The sequence below is a fragment of the Nocardiopsis sp. NPDC057823 genome (assembly GCF_042797335.1).
Taxonomy (GTDB): Bacteria; Actinomycetota; Actinomycetes; order Streptosporangiales; family Streptosporangiaceae; genus Nocardiopsis; species Nocardiopsis changdeensis.
Genome location: NZ_JBHVLR010000022.1, coordinates 47,696 through 63,411, shown reverse-complemented (window position 1 = coordinate 63,411; position 15,716 = coordinate 47,696). Strand labels below are relative to the sequence as shown.

Annotated in this window: 15 protein-coding genes; 8 read left to right on the top strand and 7 right to left on the bottom strand. The window is 73.0% G+C overall.

Features of this window, described 5'->3' with window-relative positions; genetic code table 11:
• Positions 1-460 precede the first annotated feature (460 nt).
• Entirely contained in the window at positions 461-1,471 is a 1,011-nt protein-coding gene (locus ACFVNO_RS27115) for an ABC transporter permease (RefSeq protein WP_355265000.1), read from the top strand.
• A gap of 53 nt (positions 1,472-1,524) precedes the next feature.
• On the top strand, positions 1,525-3,318 hold the full coding sequence (locus ACFVNO_RS27110) for an ABC transporter ATP-binding protein (RefSeq protein WP_378896718.1): 1,794 nt from the start codon (positions 1,525-1,527) through the stop codon (positions 3,316-3,318).
• A gap of 51 nt (positions 3,319-3,369) precedes the next feature.
• On the opposite strand, the gene ACFVNO_RS27105 is transcribed toward ACFVNO_RS27110, so the two are convergent.
• Both ACFVNO_RS27105 and ACFVNO_RS27100 read right to left on the bottom strand, forming a co-directional pair.
• On the bottom strand, positions 3,370-4,152 hold the full coding sequence (locus tag ACFVNO_RS27105) for a sporulation protein (RefSeq protein ID WP_378896715.1): 783 nt from the start codon (positions 4,150-4,152) through the stop codon (positions 3,370-3,372).
• A gap of 121 nt (positions 4,153-4,273) precedes the next feature.
• Positions 4,274-4,891 (bottom strand): helix-turn-helix domain-containing protein, encoded by a 618-nt coding sequence (locus ACFVNO_RS27100; RefSeq protein WP_355269103.1) that lies wholly within the window; start codon positions 4,889-4,891, stop codon positions 4,274-4,276.
• Positions 4,892-5,036: 145 nt separating this feature from the next.
• On the opposite strand from ACFVNO_RS27100, the gene ACFVNO_RS27095 reads away from it, so the two are divergent.
• Positions 5,037-5,429: a hypothetical protein gene (locus ACFVNO_RS27095; RefSeq protein WP_220560432.1), complete on the top strand. Its 393-nt coding sequence runs from the start codon at positions 5,037-5,039 to the stop codon at positions 5,427-5,429.
• Positions 5,430-5,545: 116 nt separating this feature from the next.
• Complete coding sequence (locus ACFVNO_RS27090; RefSeq protein ID WP_220560433.1) at positions 5,546-5,923, top strand: GntR family transcriptional regulator; 378 nt, start codon at positions 5,546-5,548, stop codon at positions 5,921-5,923.
• Positions 5,924-5,945: 22 nt separating this feature from the next.
• Here the strand turns inward: ACFVNO_RS27090 and ACFVNO_RS27085 are convergent, their stop codons facing one another.
• The 3 genes from ACFVNO_RS27085 to ACFVNO_RS27075 all read right to left on the bottom strand — a co-directional run bounded on the left by ACFVNO_RS27085 (position 5,946) and on the right by ACFVNO_RS27075 (position 9,507).
• Complete coding sequence (locus tag ACFVNO_RS27085) at positions 5,946-6,299, bottom strand: hypothetical protein (protein WP_220560434.1); 354 nt, start codon at positions 6,297-6,299, stop codon at positions 5,946-5,948.
• A 133-nt stretch (positions 6,300-6,432) separates the two neighbouring features.
• A complete protein-coding gene (locus ACFVNO_RS27080; RefSeq protein WP_220560436.1) occupies positions 6,433-7,827 on the bottom strand; it encodes an RNA polymerase sigma factor in 1,395 nt (464 codons plus the stop codon).
• Positions 7,828-8,268: 441 nt separating this feature from the next.
• Positions 8,269-9,507 carry an AMP-binding protein gene (locus tag ACFVNO_RS27075; RefSeq protein ID WP_378896709.1) on the bottom strand — a complete coding sequence of 413 codons (1,239 nt, stop codon included), beginning with the start codon at positions 9,505-9,507 and terminating at the stop codon, positions 8,269-8,271.
• A gap of 165 nt (positions 9,508-9,672) precedes the next feature.
• Here ACFVNO_RS27075 and menB point away from each other — a divergent pair, with 165 nt between their 5' ends.
• The 4 genes from menB to ACFVNO_RS27055 all read left to right on the top strand — a co-directional run bounded on the left by menB (position 9,673) and on the right by ACFVNO_RS27055 (position 14,087).
• Entirely contained in the window at positions 9,673-10,512 is an 840-nt protein-coding gene (gene menB / locus ACFVNO_RS27070) for a 1,4-dihydroxy-2-naphthoyl-CoA synthase (RefSeq protein WP_355269107.1), read from the top strand.
• Positions 10,509-11,483 carry an o-succinylbenzoate synthase gene (locus ACFVNO_RS27065; protein ID WP_355269109.1) on the top strand — a complete coding sequence of 325 codons (975 nt, stop codon included), beginning with the start codon at positions 10,509-10,511 and terminating at the stop codon, positions 11,481-11,483. The genes menB and ACFVNO_RS27065 overlap by 4 nt, the downstream gene beginning before the upstream one ends.
• Before the next feature lie 157 nt (positions 11,484-11,640).
• A complete protein-coding gene (gene menD / locus ACFVNO_RS27060; protein ID WP_355269111.1) occupies positions 11,641-13,356 on the top strand; it encodes a 2-succinyl-5-enolpyruvyl-6-hydroxy-3-cyclohexene-1-carboxylic-acid synthase in 1,716 nt (571 codons plus the stop codon).
• Positions 13,357-13,520: 164 nt separating this feature from the next.
• Positions 13,521-14,087: a dihydrofolate reductase family protein gene (locus tag ACFVNO_RS27055; protein ID WP_355269113.1), complete on the top strand. Its 567-nt coding sequence runs from the start codon at positions 13,521-13,523 to the stop codon at positions 14,085-14,087.
• A 313-nt stretch (positions 14,088-14,400) separates the two neighbouring features.
• Here the strand turns inward: ACFVNO_RS27055 and ACFVNO_RS27050 are convergent, their stop codons facing one another.
• On the bottom strand, positions 14,401-14,868 hold the full coding sequence (locus ACFVNO_RS27050) for an NUDIX hydrolase (protein WP_378896703.1): 468 nt from the start codon (positions 14,866-14,868) through the stop codon (positions 14,401-14,403).
• An 8-nt stretch (positions 14,869-14,876) separates the two neighbouring features.
• The gene (locus ACFVNO_RS27045; protein WP_378896700.1) at positions 14,877-15,623 is read right to left on the bottom strand and encodes an XRE family transcriptional regulator; all 747 of its coding nucleotides are present in this window, start codon (positions 15,621-15,623) and stop codon (positions 14,877-14,879) included.
• Positions 15,624-15,716 lie beyond the last annotated feature (93 nt).

The window sequence follows — 15,716 nt, the reverse complement described above, 5'->3', positions numbered from 1 at the left end:
ATCACCCCCCCCTCTAAATATTTTCTTAATTATTTTGTTGGCCACCCACACCCCGTGCGGGGGCCCCCCCCGGGGGGGGCGGCGCGCCCACCCCGGCCCCCCCGCCCCCGCCCGTGTCCGGAGGCCCTCGGGCCCTCCGCAGCCGCACGCCGCGTCGGCGGTCCCGTGGCCGGGGTGTCCTCGACCGGGCCGCAGGTCTGAGGGGAAGCGGGAGGGGGCGGTTCCGGGATCATTCGATCCCGGTCCCGTGGAATTCGAGGGCGCCGACGACGCCGCGGGACACCTTCCCCACCCGTGCCCGGGCCGCCGTCCCCGGCCGTCTCGGGGGCACAGGTACACGCCGCGCGATCAAGCGTGATCATTCAAACACGCTGCGTTATCTTGGTCGTCTCAGGCCGAAACTTCGCGCCCCTGCCGATTTCCCTTCCAGGGCGGGCCCGACGACAGAAAGACACGCGCCTTGCTGACCTATATCCTGCGCCGCTTGGGCGCCGGTCTGCTGCTCCTGGCCGTGGTCACCATGGTCACCTTCGGCATCTTCTACGTCGTGCCCAAGTGGGCCGGCCGGACCACCGAGCAGCTGGCGACCATGTACGTGGGACGGGCGCCCACCCCCGAGGCGATCCAGGCGACCATCGACCGGCTGGGACTGGACAAGCCGGTCATCGTGCAGTTCGGCGAGTTCGTGCGCGGGATCTTCTTCGGCGCCGAGTACCGGTTCGGCCGGGACACCATCGAGTGCGCCGCGCCCTGCTTCGGCTACTCCTTCCAGACCTACCAGGAGGTCTTCCCCGAGATCGTGTCCCGGCTGCCGGTCACGTTCTCGCTGGCCCTGGGGGCGGGCGTCATCTGGCTGGTCGGCGGCATCGCCGTCGGCGTGGTCTCGGCGGTGTGGAAGGGCAGCCTCTTCGACCGGATCGCGATGGCGATCGCCCTGGCCGGCGTCTCCCTGCCGATCTTCTTCACCGGCCTGCTGGTGCTGGCCTTCCCGGTGCACGCCTGGGGCTGGTTCCAGACCCCGCGCTACGTCCCCCTCACCCAGGACCCGCTGGGCTGGGCCGCGGGCATGTTCCTCCCGTGGCTGACCCTGGCGTTCCTGCACGCCGCCATGTACGCGCGCCAGACCCGCGCGGGCATGTTGGAGGTCCTGAGCGAGGACTACATCCGCACCGCGCGGGCCAAGGGGCTGAGCGAGCGCAAGGTGGTGCTCAAGCACGCCCTGCGGCCCACCCTGACGCCGATCGTGACGATCTTCGGCCTGGACCTGGGGCTGGTCCTGGGCGGCGCGGTCCTGACCGAGCAGGTGTTCTCCCTCAACGGCATCGGGCGCTACGCGGTGAACGCCATCACCCAGAGCGACCTGCCCGTGATCCTGGGCGTGACCCTGTTCGGCGCGTTCTTCATCGTCGTGTGCAACCTGGTCGTCGACCTGATCTACCCGCTCATCGACCCGCGCGTGCGGGTCCACTAGCGGGCCCCTTCCCGCATCCACCACTCCGGACCCAGAGAGCAGAGGCCTCTCCTATGAGCGAATCCGCACCCGAGCCCGTCGTCCGCGTGGACGACCTGCGGGTGGCGTTCCCGACCATGGACGGCGATATCCAGGCGGTGGACGGGCTGTCCTTCGAGGTGCCCGCCGGGGGAGGGCTGGGCATCGTGGGCGAGTCGGGCTCGGGCAAGAGCGTGACCTCGCTGGCCCTGATGGGCCTGCACCGCGGCAGCCGGGCGAAGATCACCGGCGCCATCGAGGTGGCCGGGAAGGACGTCAACAAGCTGACCGACGGGCAGCTGCGGGCGATGCGCGGCAACGACATCGCGATGGTCTTCCAGGACCCGATGCAGTCGCTGCACCCGCAGTACACCATCGGCAACCAGCTGGTCGAGGCGCTGCTCGTGCACCGGCCGGGCGTGTCCAAGACGGAGGCCCGCAAGCACGCGGCCGAAGCGCTGGACCGGGTCGGCATCCCCTTCCCGGCCAAGCGGATCAATTCGTATCCGCACGAGTTCTCCGGTGGTATGCGCCAGCGTGTGGTGATCGCGATGGGGTTGATGTGCGATCCCAAGGTGCTGCTGGCGGACGAGCCGACCACCGCGCTGGACGTGACGGTGCAGGCGCGCATTCTGGACCTGTTGGACGAGCTGCGCCGGGATCTGGGGATGGCCCTGATCCTGGTCTCGCACGACCTGGCCGTGGTGGCGGGGTCGGTGGACGAGGTCGTGGTGATGCGCCACGGTGTGGCGGTGGAGCGCGGGGACGTGCGCACGGTGCTGTCGGAGCCGGAGCACCCCTACACGCAGGCGCTGCTGGCGGCGGTGCCGCGGGTGGAGGTCTCCCGGGCCCAGCGCCGCGCCCAGGACCGCGCCGACCGGGCCGAGCGCGAACGCGGGGAGCAGCGGGCCGCGGGTGCGGTCACCGGGGAGACCCCGGGGCGGGAGGGGTTCGCGGCGTTCACGCCCAAGGAGCCCGATGGCGGGCGGGAGGCCCTGCTCACGGTCTCGGGGGTGGGCCAGCGCTTCAAGGTGCGCGGCGGGATGTGGGGGCGCTCCACCGACTTCTGGGCCGTCAAGGGCGTCAGCTTCGACCTGTACAAGGGCGAGACGCTGGGGATCGTGGGCGAGTCGGGCTCGGGCAAGAGCACGCTGTCGCGGATGGTCATGCGCCTGCTGGAGCCGACCGAGGGCACCATCGTGTTCGAGGGGCGGGACATCACCCACATCGCCGAACACCGGATGCGTCCGTTGCGGCGTGATGTGCAGATGGTGTTCCAGAACCCGTACTCGTCGCTGAACCCGCGTGTGACGGTGGGCGACGCGATCGGGACGGCGCTGCGGGTGCAGGGCGAGCGCGACACCAGGAAGATCAAGCGCGAGGTGCAGGAGCTGCTGGACCGGGTCGGGCTCCAGCCGAGCCACTACAACCGGTTCCCGCACGCGTTCTCGGGCGGTCAGCGCCAGCGGATCGCGATCGCGCGGGCGCTGATCCTCAAGCCGAAGCTGATCATCTGCGACGAGCCGGTGTCGGCGCTGGACGTGTCCACGCAGGACCAGGTGCTGCGGCTGCTGTCGGAGCTGCAGGACGACTTCGGGCTGACCTACATCTTCGTGGCCCACGACCTGGCGGTGGTGCGCCAGGTGAGCGACCGGGTCGCGGTGATGCGCAAGGGCGAGATCGTGGAGCTGGGCGACAGCGACTCCATCTACGAGAACCCGCAGAGCGACTACACCCGCCAACTGCTCAACGCCGCACCCGTGCTCGACCCGGACCAGGCGCGCGAGCTGCGCGCCGAGCGGGTCCGCGAGCGCGCCGAAGGGGCCTGAGCCGGGGCCCGGCCGGGGCGCCGCCCCGGCCGGGACCGCCGGCCCGAACCGTCAGAAGAGGTCGCGGCGCCCGGCCAGGGCGTCGATCCACCGGTCCAGCTCCCGGCTCCAGTCCATCGCGGCCGCCTGCTCGTGGGTGACGTTGAAGCTCTTGAAGGTGTCGCGCCCCTCGGTGAACAGCCCCGGCTTCTTGTCCAGCTCCAGGACCACGTCCATACCGTGCTCGTCGGTGACGAACGACAGCTCCAGCTGGTTCAGGCCCCGGTAGCGGCTCGGGGCGTAGTACTCGATCTCCTGGTAGAAGGGCAGCCGCTGGCGGGTGCGGGCGATGCGCCCGCGTTCCAGGTCGGCCTTCTTGAACCGGAAGCCCAGGGAGTCCAGCGCGAGCAGCACCGCCTGCTGGGCGGGCAGCGGCTCGATCGCCACCGGGTCCAGGTCGCCGGGGTCGACGGCGCCCGCGACGGCCAGGCGCGTGTTGACGCCGAGGTTCATGCCGTACAGCCGCTGGCCGCCCAGGGACGTGACGGGGGCCTCCCAGGGCACGGGCAGCTCGAAGGGGACCTCGAACCGCTGTCCGGGGACCAGGCCGGTCCGCCCGCCCAGCCGGACCCGGTGGAACTCCATGTGGGAGGTGACCTCGCTGTCACCGATCTCGGACTCGACCGCGGCCTGCAGGCCCACGGTGAGCTCCTCGACCTCCTGCTCGACGTTCCCGCCCTCGACCAGGACGGTGCCGCGCACCGTGCCGCCGGGACGGGTGGACGCCGAGTCCAGGTGGGTCTCGACCGAGGCCCCGCCGAAACCGATGCCGGCGAGCAGACGCTTGAGAACCATGGGCCTTTCCTGTTCCCGCCCCGGCGGTGCCGATCCGGGCGGGGCGTTCGGGAGTGTTCGGGCATAGGGGAGAGCGGCACCCTCACACGTACAGACGGCCGGCGGCGGGTCCCGGTTCCCCTCAGGCCGCGAGTCCGCGCAGCAGGGCCCGCAGCCCGTAGTGGAAGCGGGCGGCGGCCTCCTCCGCGTCGGGGGCGTCCTCGTCGTCCTGGTGGCGGACCTGGTGGACGACGGCGCCCAGGCAGTGGGCGTACAGGGCGTCGGCGGCGCGGTCGAGGTCGCCCTCGGGCACCCCGGCGTCGGTGAAGGCGCGGTGGACCAGCGCGCGGGCGGCGGCGTCGGCGGGAGTGGCGGGTGCGCGGTGCACCAGCAGGGACAGGGCGCCGGAGTACTCCAGCAGCCGGGCACGGTACCCGTCGGCCCAGGAGGTCAGGCGCTCGTCCCAGGGGCGGGTGTCGGCCTCCTCGGCGCCGTCCTCCTGCGGCTCCCCGCCGTCCTGGTCGTCGGCCTCCTCCGGGAGGGCGTCGCCGGTGGCGCCGGGGGAGGTCACGTAGGCGGCGATGGCGTTGAAGAGCTGCTCCTTGCCCAGGGGGAAGTGGTGGTAGATGGCCATGGCCTCCACCTCCAGGGCGTCGCCCAGCCGCCGCATGGACAGCCCGCCCAGCCCGCGCCCGGCGATGATGTGGAGCGCCTCCAGGATGATGCGCTCCCGGCTGAGCCCCGCGTAGTTCCTACTCACTTGTTTCCTTTCGGAAGTTTTGTCATCAAATGTGGCGTTTTCTGTGCGTCGAGGCCATCACCGACGCACGATCCGGCTCGCCTCATGATCCACGTCACCACTACAGTGCCATTGCAGGCGGTGTACCCGGTGAACGGAGCGAGCGATGGGACTTGGCGGACGAGGCACGGCGCAGGCGCGGGAGAGCCTGGTCGCCGACCGCGAACGGGCCGGACGGCTCGACGACCTCCTGCGGGAGGTGGCGGCCGCCCAGGCGGCGCTGGAGGAGGCCCGCGAGTCGGGGGCCGCGGTGGAGGAGCTGCACGAGCGCGCGCTGGCGCTGGACACCGCGCTCACCGAGGCGATGCGGGCCGCCTACGCCCGCGAGCGCGTGCTCGTCGGGGAGAAGGGCTACCGCGACCGCATCCACCGGCGCAAGCGGCTGGCCCGGCCCGCGGTGCGCGAGGCCACCGAGGTCGCCGAACAGCTGCTCACCGCCCGTGAGGCCCACCGGCTGCACGGCGTGCCGCGGGTGCCCCGCACGGTCGGCGCCCTCTGACGTCCGCGCCGCCCCGCTCCCCCCGCGGGCGCGGGGCCCGCACGCACGGTAGTTTTGGGCGCGAACGGGTATGGGGCCCGGAGCACGAACGCCGAACGTGGGGAGCGCAGGAGGAGATGGCGGAGTTCATCCGCGTCGACCCGACGTCGAAGGTACCGCCCTATGAGCAGATCCGGACGACCGTGGCGATGGCGGCCGCAGCCGGGGAGCTCCCGGTCGGCTACCGGCTGCCGACGGTACGGGCGCTGGCCGGGGACCTGTCGGTGGCGGTCAACACCGTGGCCCGCGCCTACCGCGAACTGGAGCAGGCCGGGGTCGTCGAGACCCGGGGCCGCTCGGGCACCTTCATCGCGGCCGCGGGGGACGACCAGCGCGCGGAGGCGCTGGCGGCCGCCCGCGCCTACGCCGAGGTGATCTCCCGGGTGGGGCTGGACCACGACGAGGCCGTGGACATCCTGCGCGCCGCGCTGGACTCCGCCCGGCCCACGGGCTGAGGCTCCGCGGGCCGGGCGCCGCTCAGCGGCGCAGGCCCAGCACGGAGACGAGGTAGAAGAGGATCAGGCCCGCCCACACGGCGGCGATGGCGGCGGCCCCGCCCACCATGGCCGCGACGATCGCGGTGGCGGGGAGGCTCACCCCCAGGCACACCAGGGACAGCACCATCCGCACCGTGTTGGAGGGGACCCCCACCTTCTCCTTGTGCTCGCGCTGCCGGTGTTCCAGGTGGCGCCGGACGCTGGTGTCGATGGCGTCGTCCATGCGCTCGATCAGAGAGGTCGCCAGCGCGTCGTCGTACTCGGGCCCGAGCTCGCGGCCGGCGCGCAGCGCGGCGGCGATATCGGCCTGCCGCTGGGAGGTGCTGTCGGTCATCTCCCCATAGTGGCACCCGCCGAGGACCCCGGGAGCCCCTCGGCCCCGATCCCGGGGAAGGTTCAGGGACATCCCCGATCCCGGACACACCGAAGGGCCGCCCCCCGGTGCGGGAGGCGGCCCCTGTCGGCGGCTAGCTGGCGAAGTCGAGCAGCTGCTGGGCGCGGCTCGGGTGGCGCAGCTTGGAGAGCGACTGCTTCTCCAGCTGCCGGATGCGCTCCCGGGTCAGCCCCAGGTGCTTGCCGATCTCGTCCAGGGTGCGCGGCCGGCCGTCCATCAGGCCGAAGCGCAGCGACATGATGGTCGCCTCGCGCGGCTCCAGGTCGGACAGGGCGTTGCGCAGCTGGTCGGCCATGAGCTGGCGGTCGACCACCTCGGAGGCCTCCGAGGCGTCCACGTCCTCGATGAGGTCGCCGATGCGGGTCTCGCCGTCCTCGCCGATGGTGGAGTCCAGGCTGATGGGCTGGCGGGTGACCCGCAGCAGCTCCTCGATCTGGGCCGGGGTCTTGTCCAGCTCCAGCGCCAGCTCCTCCGGGGTGGGCTCGCGGCCCAGCGCCTGGTGCATGTCCCGCTCCAGGCGGCTGACCTTGCTCAGCAGCTCCAGCACGTGGACGGGCAGGCGGATGGTGCGCGCCGAGTCGGCGAAACCGCGCTGGATCGCCTGGCGGATCCACCACATGGCGTAGGTGGAGAACTTGAAGCCCTTGGTGTAGTCGAACTTCTCCACCGCGCGGATCAGGCCGAGGTTGCCCTCCTGGACCACGTCCAGCAGCGACATGCCCCGGTCGCTGTACTTCTTGGCCACCGACACCACCAGGCGCAGGTTGGCCTCCAGCATGTGGGACTTGGCCTTGCGGCCGTCCTCGGCGATCCACTCCAGCTCGTCGCGCTCGGCCTCGGACATCGGCACGGAGGTGTCGACCTCGCCGTGCAGGCCCAGCCGGTACTCCGCGTACAGGCCCGCCTCGACCCGCTTGGCCAGCTCGACCTCCTGCTCGGCGGTGAGCAGCTGTCGGCGGCCGATGGCCTTGAGGTAGGTGTGGACGGAGTCGCCCATGGCGGGGGACTGGTCGTCCAGGTCGGCCTCGCCGGTCTCCGGGTCGATGGTGGCCTGGGATGTGTCCTCGGTCTTCTTGGTGCGCCGCGTGGTGCGGGTCTTCCTCCGGGGGGAGGGGCCCTTGCGCGGTGCGACCTTGCCGGATGCGGCCTTGGGTGCCTCGTCGGTGTCGGGCACCGTCGCGATGAGAGTGTTTTCCAGCACGTCGTCCTCGGCGTCGGGTTCGGCCACCGGTGCGGAGTGGTCGCCCCCGTTGGCGAGCCGGACCCCGTGGTCGGTGAGTTCACGCAGGATGGCACGGCCGTCGCCGGCGGAGACTCCGGCCGCGGAGAAGGCGGTGCGCAGCTCGGCGAGGGACAGGTGCCCCTGGGCGCGCCCGCGGGCGAGCAGGTCGGTCAGCGCCGCGCGGTCCGCCGCGAGCGGAGCGGTGCCGTCGGTGGGCGCCGAACGGGTCCGGGCGGAGCTCGTCATCCGGACACCTCCCTCCCTTCCATGACGTGTGGCACGTGGCGGAAGGCTCCCGCCGACTGGACGCGCCAATATGTCCAACGTGTCGGGGTGTCAAATGTTCCCCGTCTCGATTGGATATCTTTCGAAGTGGTATGGATCACCGCGCGTTCAGTGGCGGGCGGCGGGAGGCAGCGGGTATGGGAGCCCGCCCGGGCGGCCGTGCCGGGGCGCGGCGCTCCGGGCGCGGGGGAGGGCGCAGGGGCGTGGGCGGGTGGACTCGTGGCTGTCGCCAACTGCGGACCTCCTTGGCAGAGGGGCCGTGGGGTCCGGGCATTCGGGCGGCCCGGATACTCAGGTAGACGCCGGGCGGCCCGGGGAAGTTCCCCACATGGGCGGACATGTCCTCCCATGTGGTGGCGGCCGGCCCCGGTCGGGGCACGGACCGCCCGCCCGGCCGCGGCCTCAGCCGCGGCGCAGCGCCACCAGGTCCGGTTTGCCCGAGGCCAGCATCGGCAGCCGGTCGCGCACCTCCACCTCGCGCGGGGCCGCATAGGCGGGCAGCCGGTCGCGCACCACCGCCCGCAGGTGCTCCAGGGCGGGCGGCGCGGCCGGGTCGGCGGGCACCACCACCGCGCACACCCGCTCCCCCCACTCGGGGTCGGGGCGGCCCACCACCACCGATTCGGCCACCGACGGGTCGGCCATGATCAGCGCGTTGACCTGCCCGGGAACCACCTTGTGGCCGCCGGTGTTGATCACCTCGTCCATCCGGCCCAGGATCTCCAGCCGCTCCCCGTCCCAGCGCCCCAGGTCGTTGGTGCGCAGCACCCGGGACCCGTCGGCGGCGGTGTCCGGGCCCGGCACCGGATCCGCCCCCGGCGCGGTCCGGTAGCGGGTGAGCAGGGTCGGCCCCGACAGCAGCACCCGGCCGGCGCCGTCCGGGCCCGGGGCGTCGGTCGCCACCCCCACCCCGTCCAGGGGCACGCCGTCGTAGACGCACCCGCCGCAGGTCTCGCTCATGCCGTAGGTGGTGACCACCCGGCCGCCGGCGGCGCGCGCCGCCGCCAGCAGCTCGGGTTCGGCGGCCGCGCCGCCCAGCAGGATCACCCCGAACACCGACAGGTCCGCGCCCGCGGCCAGCAGCCGCCGCAGCTGGGTCGGCACCAGGGACACGTGCGGGCGGAGCCCCTCCGCCAGGGAGAGCACCCCCTCCACCGAGAACGGGGCGTGCACCGCCCCGGTGCCCGTGACCAGGGCGCGCAGCATCACCTGTAGACCGGAGATGTGCCCGGCGGGCAGTACGCACAGCCAGGAGTCGCCCGGCCGGGCCCCGATCCGCGCCACCGACGCCCGCGCCGAGGCGAGCAGCGCCGCGGCCGACAGCTCCACGCCCTTGGGCGCGCCCGTCGACCCGGAGGTGGTGACCACCAGGGCCGTCCCGGGAGAGGCGGGCAGACCGCCCTCCAGGGGAGACTCCCCCTCGGGGGTCAGCACCGAGGAGGGGCGCATCGCCCCCAGCAGCTCGCGCACCCGGGCGTCCGGGGTCCCGGCGGGCACCGGCATCAGCGCAGGGCCCCCGCCCTCCAGCGCCGCGGCCAGCAGGTCGGACAGGTGATCCGGCTCCAGCCCCACGGCGGCGCGCAGCGCCGGGCCGTCGGCGGTCGTCGGGTCGGGGACGTCGGGAAGGTTCACGGAAGCCACGGGGCACAAGGGTACGCCCGCCACGCTCCCGGGGGGCGTACCCGGTCGTCCCCGTCGGCCTGGCACAATGCGTAGGGTTGACGCGGGGGTCGCCCCGGAGGGGGCTCCGTGGGAGCCGGTCCGGGCGCCCGCCGTTCCGATGTCCCGTGAGGAGAAGCAGTAGCCGTGAGCAGCGTGATCGACTGGCAGCGGTCGGGCGAGTATTCCGACATCATCTACGAGACCGCGGAGGGCATCGCCAAGATCACGATCAACCGGCCCGAACGGCACAACGCGTTCCGGCCGCAGACCCTCTTCGAGCTGCAGCAGGCGTTCAACATCGCCCGCGACGACTCCGAGGTGGGCGTGATCATCTTCACCGGCGCGGGCGACCAGGCGTTCTGCTCCGGCGGTGACCAGAAGATCCGCGGCGACGACGGCTACATCGGCGACGACGCCGTGGCCCGCCAGGGCATCGGCCGCCTCAACGTCCTGGACCTCCAGGTGCAGATCCGCCGCCTGCCCAAGCCGGTCATCGCCATGGTCGCCGGCTGGTCCATCGGCGGCGGCAACGTGCTCCAGGTGTGCTGCGACCTCACCATCGCCGCCGACAACGCCAAGTTCGGCCAGACCGGCCCCAAGGTCGGCTCCTTCGACGGCGGCTACGGCTCCTGGCTGCTCGCCGAGACCGTCGGCCTGAAGAAGGCCCGCGAGATCTGGTACCTGTGCCGCCAGTACAGCGCCCAGGAGGCGCTGGACATGGGCATGATCAACACCGTGGTGCCGCTGGCCGACCTGGAGAAGGAGACCGTCTCCTGGGCCCGCGAGCTGCTGGAGAAGTCCCCCCTGGCGCTGCGCATGCTCAAGGGCGCCATCAACGCCGTCAGCGACGGCGCCGCCGGGATGCAGCAGTTCGCCGGCGACGCCACCATGCTCTACTACATGAGCGAGGAGGCCCAGGAGGGCCGGGACGCCTTCAAGGAGAAGCGCCGTCCGGAGTTCGACAAGTTCCCGCGCCGCCCGTGACACCGTCCCCCGACCCCGCCGCGGAGACCGGCCCCGGAGCGGGCCGGGCCTTCGCCATCGGCCTGCGCAACCGGTTCCGCGGTATCACCGTGCGCGAGGGCATGCTGGTGCGCGGGCCCGCCGGGTGGGGCGAGTTCTCGCCCTTCGCCGAGTACGGCCCGCGCGAGTGCGCCCGCTGGTGGGCGGCCTGCCATGAGGCCGCCCACCGCGGGTGGCCCGCCCCCGTGCGCGACCGGGTCGCGGTCAACGTCACCGTCCCGGCCGTGGACCCCGGGCGGGCCCACGCCATCGTCGCCGCGGGCGGCTGCGCCACCGCCAAGGTGAAGGTCGCGGAGCGGGGTCAGGACCCCGCCGAGGACCTGGCCCGGGTGGAGGCGGTGCGCGACGCCATCGGCCCCTCGGGGAAGGTGCGCGTGGACGCCAACGGGGCCTGGGACGTGGACACCGCGGTGCGGATGGTGCGCGCCCTGGACCGGTACGGGCTGGAGTACGTCGAGCAGCCCTGCGCCACCCTGGACGAACTCGCCGCGGTGCGCCGCCGGGTGGACGTGCCGGTGGCCGCCGATGAGTCGGTCCGCCGCGCCGAGGACCCCCTGAAGGTGCGCGCCGCCGACGCCGCCGACATCGTCGTGCTCAAGGTGCAGCCCCTGGGCGGGGTGCGCGCCGCCCTGCGGGTCGCCGAGGCCTGCGGGCTTCCGGTGGTGGTCTCCAGCGCCGTCGAGACGTCGGTGGGCCTGGCCGCCGGGGTGGCGCTGGCCGCCGCCCTGCCGGAGCTGCCCTACGCGTGCGGCCTGGCGACCATGCAGATGCTCACCGCCGACGTCACCGCCGACCCGCTGCTTCCCGAGAACGGGTACCTGCCGGTACGGGCGGTGGAGGTCGACGAGGAGCGGCTGCGCGCGGTCGAGACCGAGCCCGGGCCCTGGCGCGCCCGCGCCGCGGCCGCCATTGCCGCCGACCGCCGGGATTGACCGGTACAGGACACGGATCACACGGGCGGGCGTTCGCCGTTCGCGCCCGAACGGGGTTCACTGGGAGGTGTGCGCCCGTGAGAAGAGGGGTGCCGGGCGGCACCCCGGCGTCCTGCGGTGATACTTGTTGCACACTTTGACGAACGAAAGCGTTTGGATGAATCCGTCTACCGCCCTGGCGCGGGTCCTCGTCGACGAACTGGCCCGCTGCGGCCTGGCCGAGGCCGTGGTCGCGCCGGGGTCCCGCTCGACGCCGCTCGCGCTCGCCCTGGTCTCCCACCCCGGGATCCGGGTGCACGTGCGGGTGGACGAGCGGTCGGCGTCCTTCCTCGCGCTGGGACTGGCCCGGGCGTCGCGCCGCCCCGTGGCCGTGGTGTGCACCTCCGGGACCGCCGCCGCCAACTTCCACCCCGCGGTGCTGGAGGCCGACGAGAGCGGGGTGCCGCTGCTGGTGCTGACCGCCGACCGGCCGCCCGAGCTGCGCGGCACCGGCGCCAACCAGACCGTGGACCAGATCGGCCTGTACGGCGGTGCGGTGCGGATGTTCGCCGAGGTCGGCACGCCCGACCCCGTGCCGGGGATGGTCGCCTACTGGCGCTCGCTGGTGGGGCGCGCCTGGGGCGCCGCCCGCGGCGGGCGGCCCGGGCCGGTGCACCTGAACGTGGCGTTCCGCGACCCGCTCACCCCCGACGGCCCCGGCCGGGAGTGGCCCGAGCCCCTGGAGGGGCGGGCCGGCGGGGCGCCGTGGATCTCGCGCCCGGGGCCGTTCGCCGAACCCCCGGCGTTCGTGCTGCCCGACGTGGAGCGCGGCGTGATCGTGTGCGGCGACGGCGACTACGACCCGGTGCCGTTCCTGGCGCTGGCCGAGCTCACCGGCTGGCCGCTGCTGGCCGAACCCACCTCCAACGCCCGCCGGACGGGCGCGGTCTCCGCCTACCGGCAGCTGCTGGCGTCCCCGGCGATCGCCGCGGGACCCGCACCGGACCTGGTGGTGAGCGTGGGGCGGCCCAACCTGTCCCGGCAGACCCTGGCGTTCCTGCGCCGGGCCCGCCGCCACGTGGTGGTCACCGCGGGGTCCCTGGGGGACCCGTGCGCGGCGCTGCCGGACGGGTTCGCCGACCCGGCGCGCACCGCCACCGACGTGGTGGCCGCCGTCGCCGCCCCGCCGGCGCTGACCTTCGACGAGCCGCGCCGCACCGACTGGTCGCGGCTGTGGCTGCGGGCCGAGGCCGCGGCCCGCGCGGCGCTGGACGCGGTGCTGGACGAGCAGGAGACGCTCACCGAGCCGCGGCTGGCCCGCGACCTGGTGTCGCACCTGGCCGCGGGGTCGCTGCTGTTCGCGGGTTCGAGCATGCCCATCCGCGACCTGGACGCCACCATGCGCGCCCGCTGCGGGGTGCGCCTGGTCGGCAACCGGGGCGTGAGCGGCATCGACGGCACGGTGTCCACGGCGATCGGCGCCGCCCTGGCCCACCAGGCGGCCGACCCGGCCGCGGGGGCGTTCGCCCTGCTGGGCGACCTGGCGGTGCTGCACGACCAGAACGGGCTGATCATCGGGCCGGGGGAGCCGCGCCCGGACCTGGCGATCGTGGTGGTCAACAACGACGGCGGCGGGATCTTCTCCGGCCTGGAGCAGGCCGGGCACCCGGACTTCGAGCGGGTCTTCGGGACCCCGCACGGGGTGTCGATGGAGCGGGTGGCGGCGATGGCGGACGTGCCCTACGTCCACCTGGAGTGGGCCACCGACCTGCCCAAGGCACTGCTGGGGGAGGGGGTGCGCATCGTGGAGGTGCGCACCGACCGCGCCGAGAGCGCGGCCCTGCGCAGACGCCTGCAGACGGCGGTCGACGCGGCCCTGGCCGAGGCCCTGTAGCCCCCGGCCGAGGCCCTGTAGCCTTTGTGCCCACCGCGCCCCGCCGGACCCGGTCCGGCGGGGCGGTTCTTTCCGCGAGGTCTCCGCGATTTTCGCGCGTCGCGATGAGTCCCGGGGCGTTCGGTGGTCGTACCGTCGAACCCGGAACCGAGGAGGAACCCCCGATGCGCAACGTGACCTGTTCGATGGGCGTCTCGCTGGACGGCTACATCGCCGGGCCGGACGGCGGATTCAACTGGTCGCCGCCCGACCGGGACGTCTTCGAGCTGGCCACCGACGAGGTGCGCCGGACCGGCGCCTACCTGCTGGGGCGGCGTCTGTACGAGACGATGACGTACTGGGAGACGGCCGACCAGCACCCGGAGCACGACCACCCGACGCGCGCGTTCGCCGAGCTCTGGCGGGCGCTGCCCAAGGTGGTCTTCTCCTCCTCGCTCTCCGAGGTGCAGGGCAACACCCGCCTGGCGTCCGGCGGCCTGGCGGAGGAGGTCGAGCGGCTGCGGGCCGAGCCGGGGGAGGGCGACATCGCGATCGGCGGCGCCACCCTGGCCGCCGAGGCGGCCGCGCTGGGCCTGATCGACGAGTACCGGCTCCGGGTCCACCCGGTGCTGGTCGGCGGCGGCACCCCGTTCTTCCCCCGGGCTGAGCGCCATGTGGACCTCGATCCCGTCGAGTCCCGCCCCGTCGGCTCCTCGAAGGTGGTCTACCTCCGCTACCGCGTGGTCCGCTGACCGGCGCGGCCGCACGCACGGACCGGAGCCCGCCTCGGCCGCGTTCGAAATCGGTCACGGTGTCGGAGAACGCCGCCGGTTCCGCCCAGCCCGCCGCGGCGTAGTGGCGGACGATGTGCGGGCCGAAGACGGCGCGGGCGGCCTCTCTGGTCTTCTCGGCCCGGCTCGAGACTCCCGGCGGCACCGACCAGATCCGACCGCGGTGTCCCGGGCCCCGCAGCCCGCGGGACCCGGGGGCACGTCCACGTCACGGTGCTGTCCGGCTCACCCGTGCATGAGCACGAGGGGTGAGAGCCGCGACGGATGGGCGGGCTCATCCGGCGTGGGCGGAGCCGTCCCGTAGGGCGTGTTCCACCCGGAGCCGCTGGGTGTGGTGCATCGGCAGGTCCTCGATCTCGGTGGGCGCGAACCAGCGCACCTCGTGCGACTCGTCGCTGACCGCGAGTTGTCCGCCCATCACCCGGGCCCGGAAGCACACGTTGAACTGGCGGCGGACCTCGCCGTCGCTGTAGGCGATGACGTGCCGGGCGTCGGTGTAGGTGCCGACCAGGCCGGTCACCTCCACCTCGTACCCGGTCTCCTCCCGTACTTCACGCACCGCCGCCTGCGGCAGGCTCTCGGTCATCTCCATCGCCCCGCCGGGCATCGCCCACAGCCCGTTGTCCACCCGCCGCTGCAGCAGCAATCGTCCCTTGCCGTCGATGACGGCCGCGCTGGCCGCGACCACCAGGCTGTTCGGGACCGGCGCGGCCGGGTCGTCGTAGTACTCGGTACGGGCCATGTTCCGGTTCACCCCTCCAACGGGCGGGCATCGTTCCATACGGCTTCCATACTGGCGGCGTAGGCGTCGAACAGTCCCCTTCGGGTGGTTCGTTCAAGCCGTAGTAGCGGGTTGCCGTAGGCGTTGACCCCGTACAGGTGGGTGTTGACGTACATGTGGTTATCGGCCCGGTAGAGCGAGTTGTACAGCGTCGTGGAGTGCACCCGCACCGCGGCTCCGGGCACGATCGCCAACGGCCGGTAGTGCATCGCGGCCAGGTGGCACCGGGACTGGATGCCGTGACCGAAGTTCTCCTCCTCCCCGCGTACACGCACGGCTTCGCAGCCGGGGTCTCCGATGAGCACACGCACTCGGACACCGTTCTCGGCCTTTTCTCTGAGCAGGTCGTTCCAACCGGGGATCTGCTCGTGGAGGAACAGGGCCGCGTAGACCAGGATGTCGATCGACCTCGTCGCGGCCGCGAACATCGTCCGCCACTGCTCGATCGGTACCTCGGAGCGTTGAAGGTGAACGGACTTCAGGTCCTGTTCCGCGCCCGTTCCGTTCTCCCTCCTCTGCTCCAGAGAGGGCCAGAGTTCGTGGACGTCCACACCGAGTGTTCTGGCCACCGCATGGGCGTTGCGACGGTGGGGCACACGCCCGGTACTGATCCAGCGGGCCACGGTCTTGGGGTCGGTGTGCACCTGCTCGGCGAGTGAGGCCACCGTGTGCCCGGACTGCTCCAGGCAGAGGCGAAGCCGTTCGTTAGGGGGCATGGGGACGTTCTATCGCAGCAGGACGTCCTTCGAGGTGTCCTTCGTGCGGTAGATCCGTCCTCCGGTCCAGGAACAAACTGAGGACCACATCAC

Excerpts from the sequence above, each read along its gene's own strand:
- ACFVNO_RS27110 (WP_378896718.1), top strand. The coding sequence starts at position 1,525 with ATGAGCGAATCCGCACCCGAGCCCGTCGTCCGCGTGGACGACCTGCGG.
- ACFVNO_RS27105 (WP_378896715.1), bottom strand. The coding sequence starts at position 4,152 with ATGGTTCTCAAGCGTCTGCTCGCCGGCATCGGTTTCGGCGGGGCCTCG.
- ACFVNO_RS27095 (WP_220560432.1), top strand. The coding sequence starts at position 5,037 with ATGGGACTTGGCGGACGAGGCACGGCGCAGGCGCGGGAGAGCCTGGTC.
- ACFVNO_RS27090 (WP_220560433.1), top strand. The coding sequence starts at position 5,546 with ATGGCGGAGTTCATCCGCGTCGACCCGACGTCGAAGGTACCGCCCTAT.
- ACFVNO_RS27085 (WP_220560434.1), bottom strand. The coding sequence starts at position 6,299 with ATGACCGACAGCACCTCCCAGCGGCAGGCCGATATCGCCGCCGCGCTG.
- ACFVNO_RS27080 (WP_220560436.1), bottom strand. The coding sequence starts at position 7,827 with ATGACGAGCTCCGCCCGGACCCGTTCGGCGCCCACCGACGGCACCGCT.
- menD (WP_355269111.1), top strand. The coding sequence starts at position 11,641 with ATGAATCCGTCTACCGCCCTGGCGCGGGTCCTCGTCGACGAACTGGCC.
- ACFVNO_RS27055 (WP_355269113.1), top strand. The coding sequence starts at position 13,521 with ATGCGCAACGTGACCTGTTCGATGGGCGTCTCGCTGGACGGCTACATC.
- ACFVNO_RS27050 (WP_378896703.1), bottom strand. The coding sequence starts at position 14,868 with ATGGCCCGTACCGAGTACTACGACGACCCGGCCGCGCCGGTCCCGAAC.
- ACFVNO_RS27045 (WP_378896700.1), bottom strand. The coding sequence starts at position 15,623 with ATGCCCCCTAACGAACGGCTTCGCCTCTGCCTGGAGCAGTCCGGGCAC.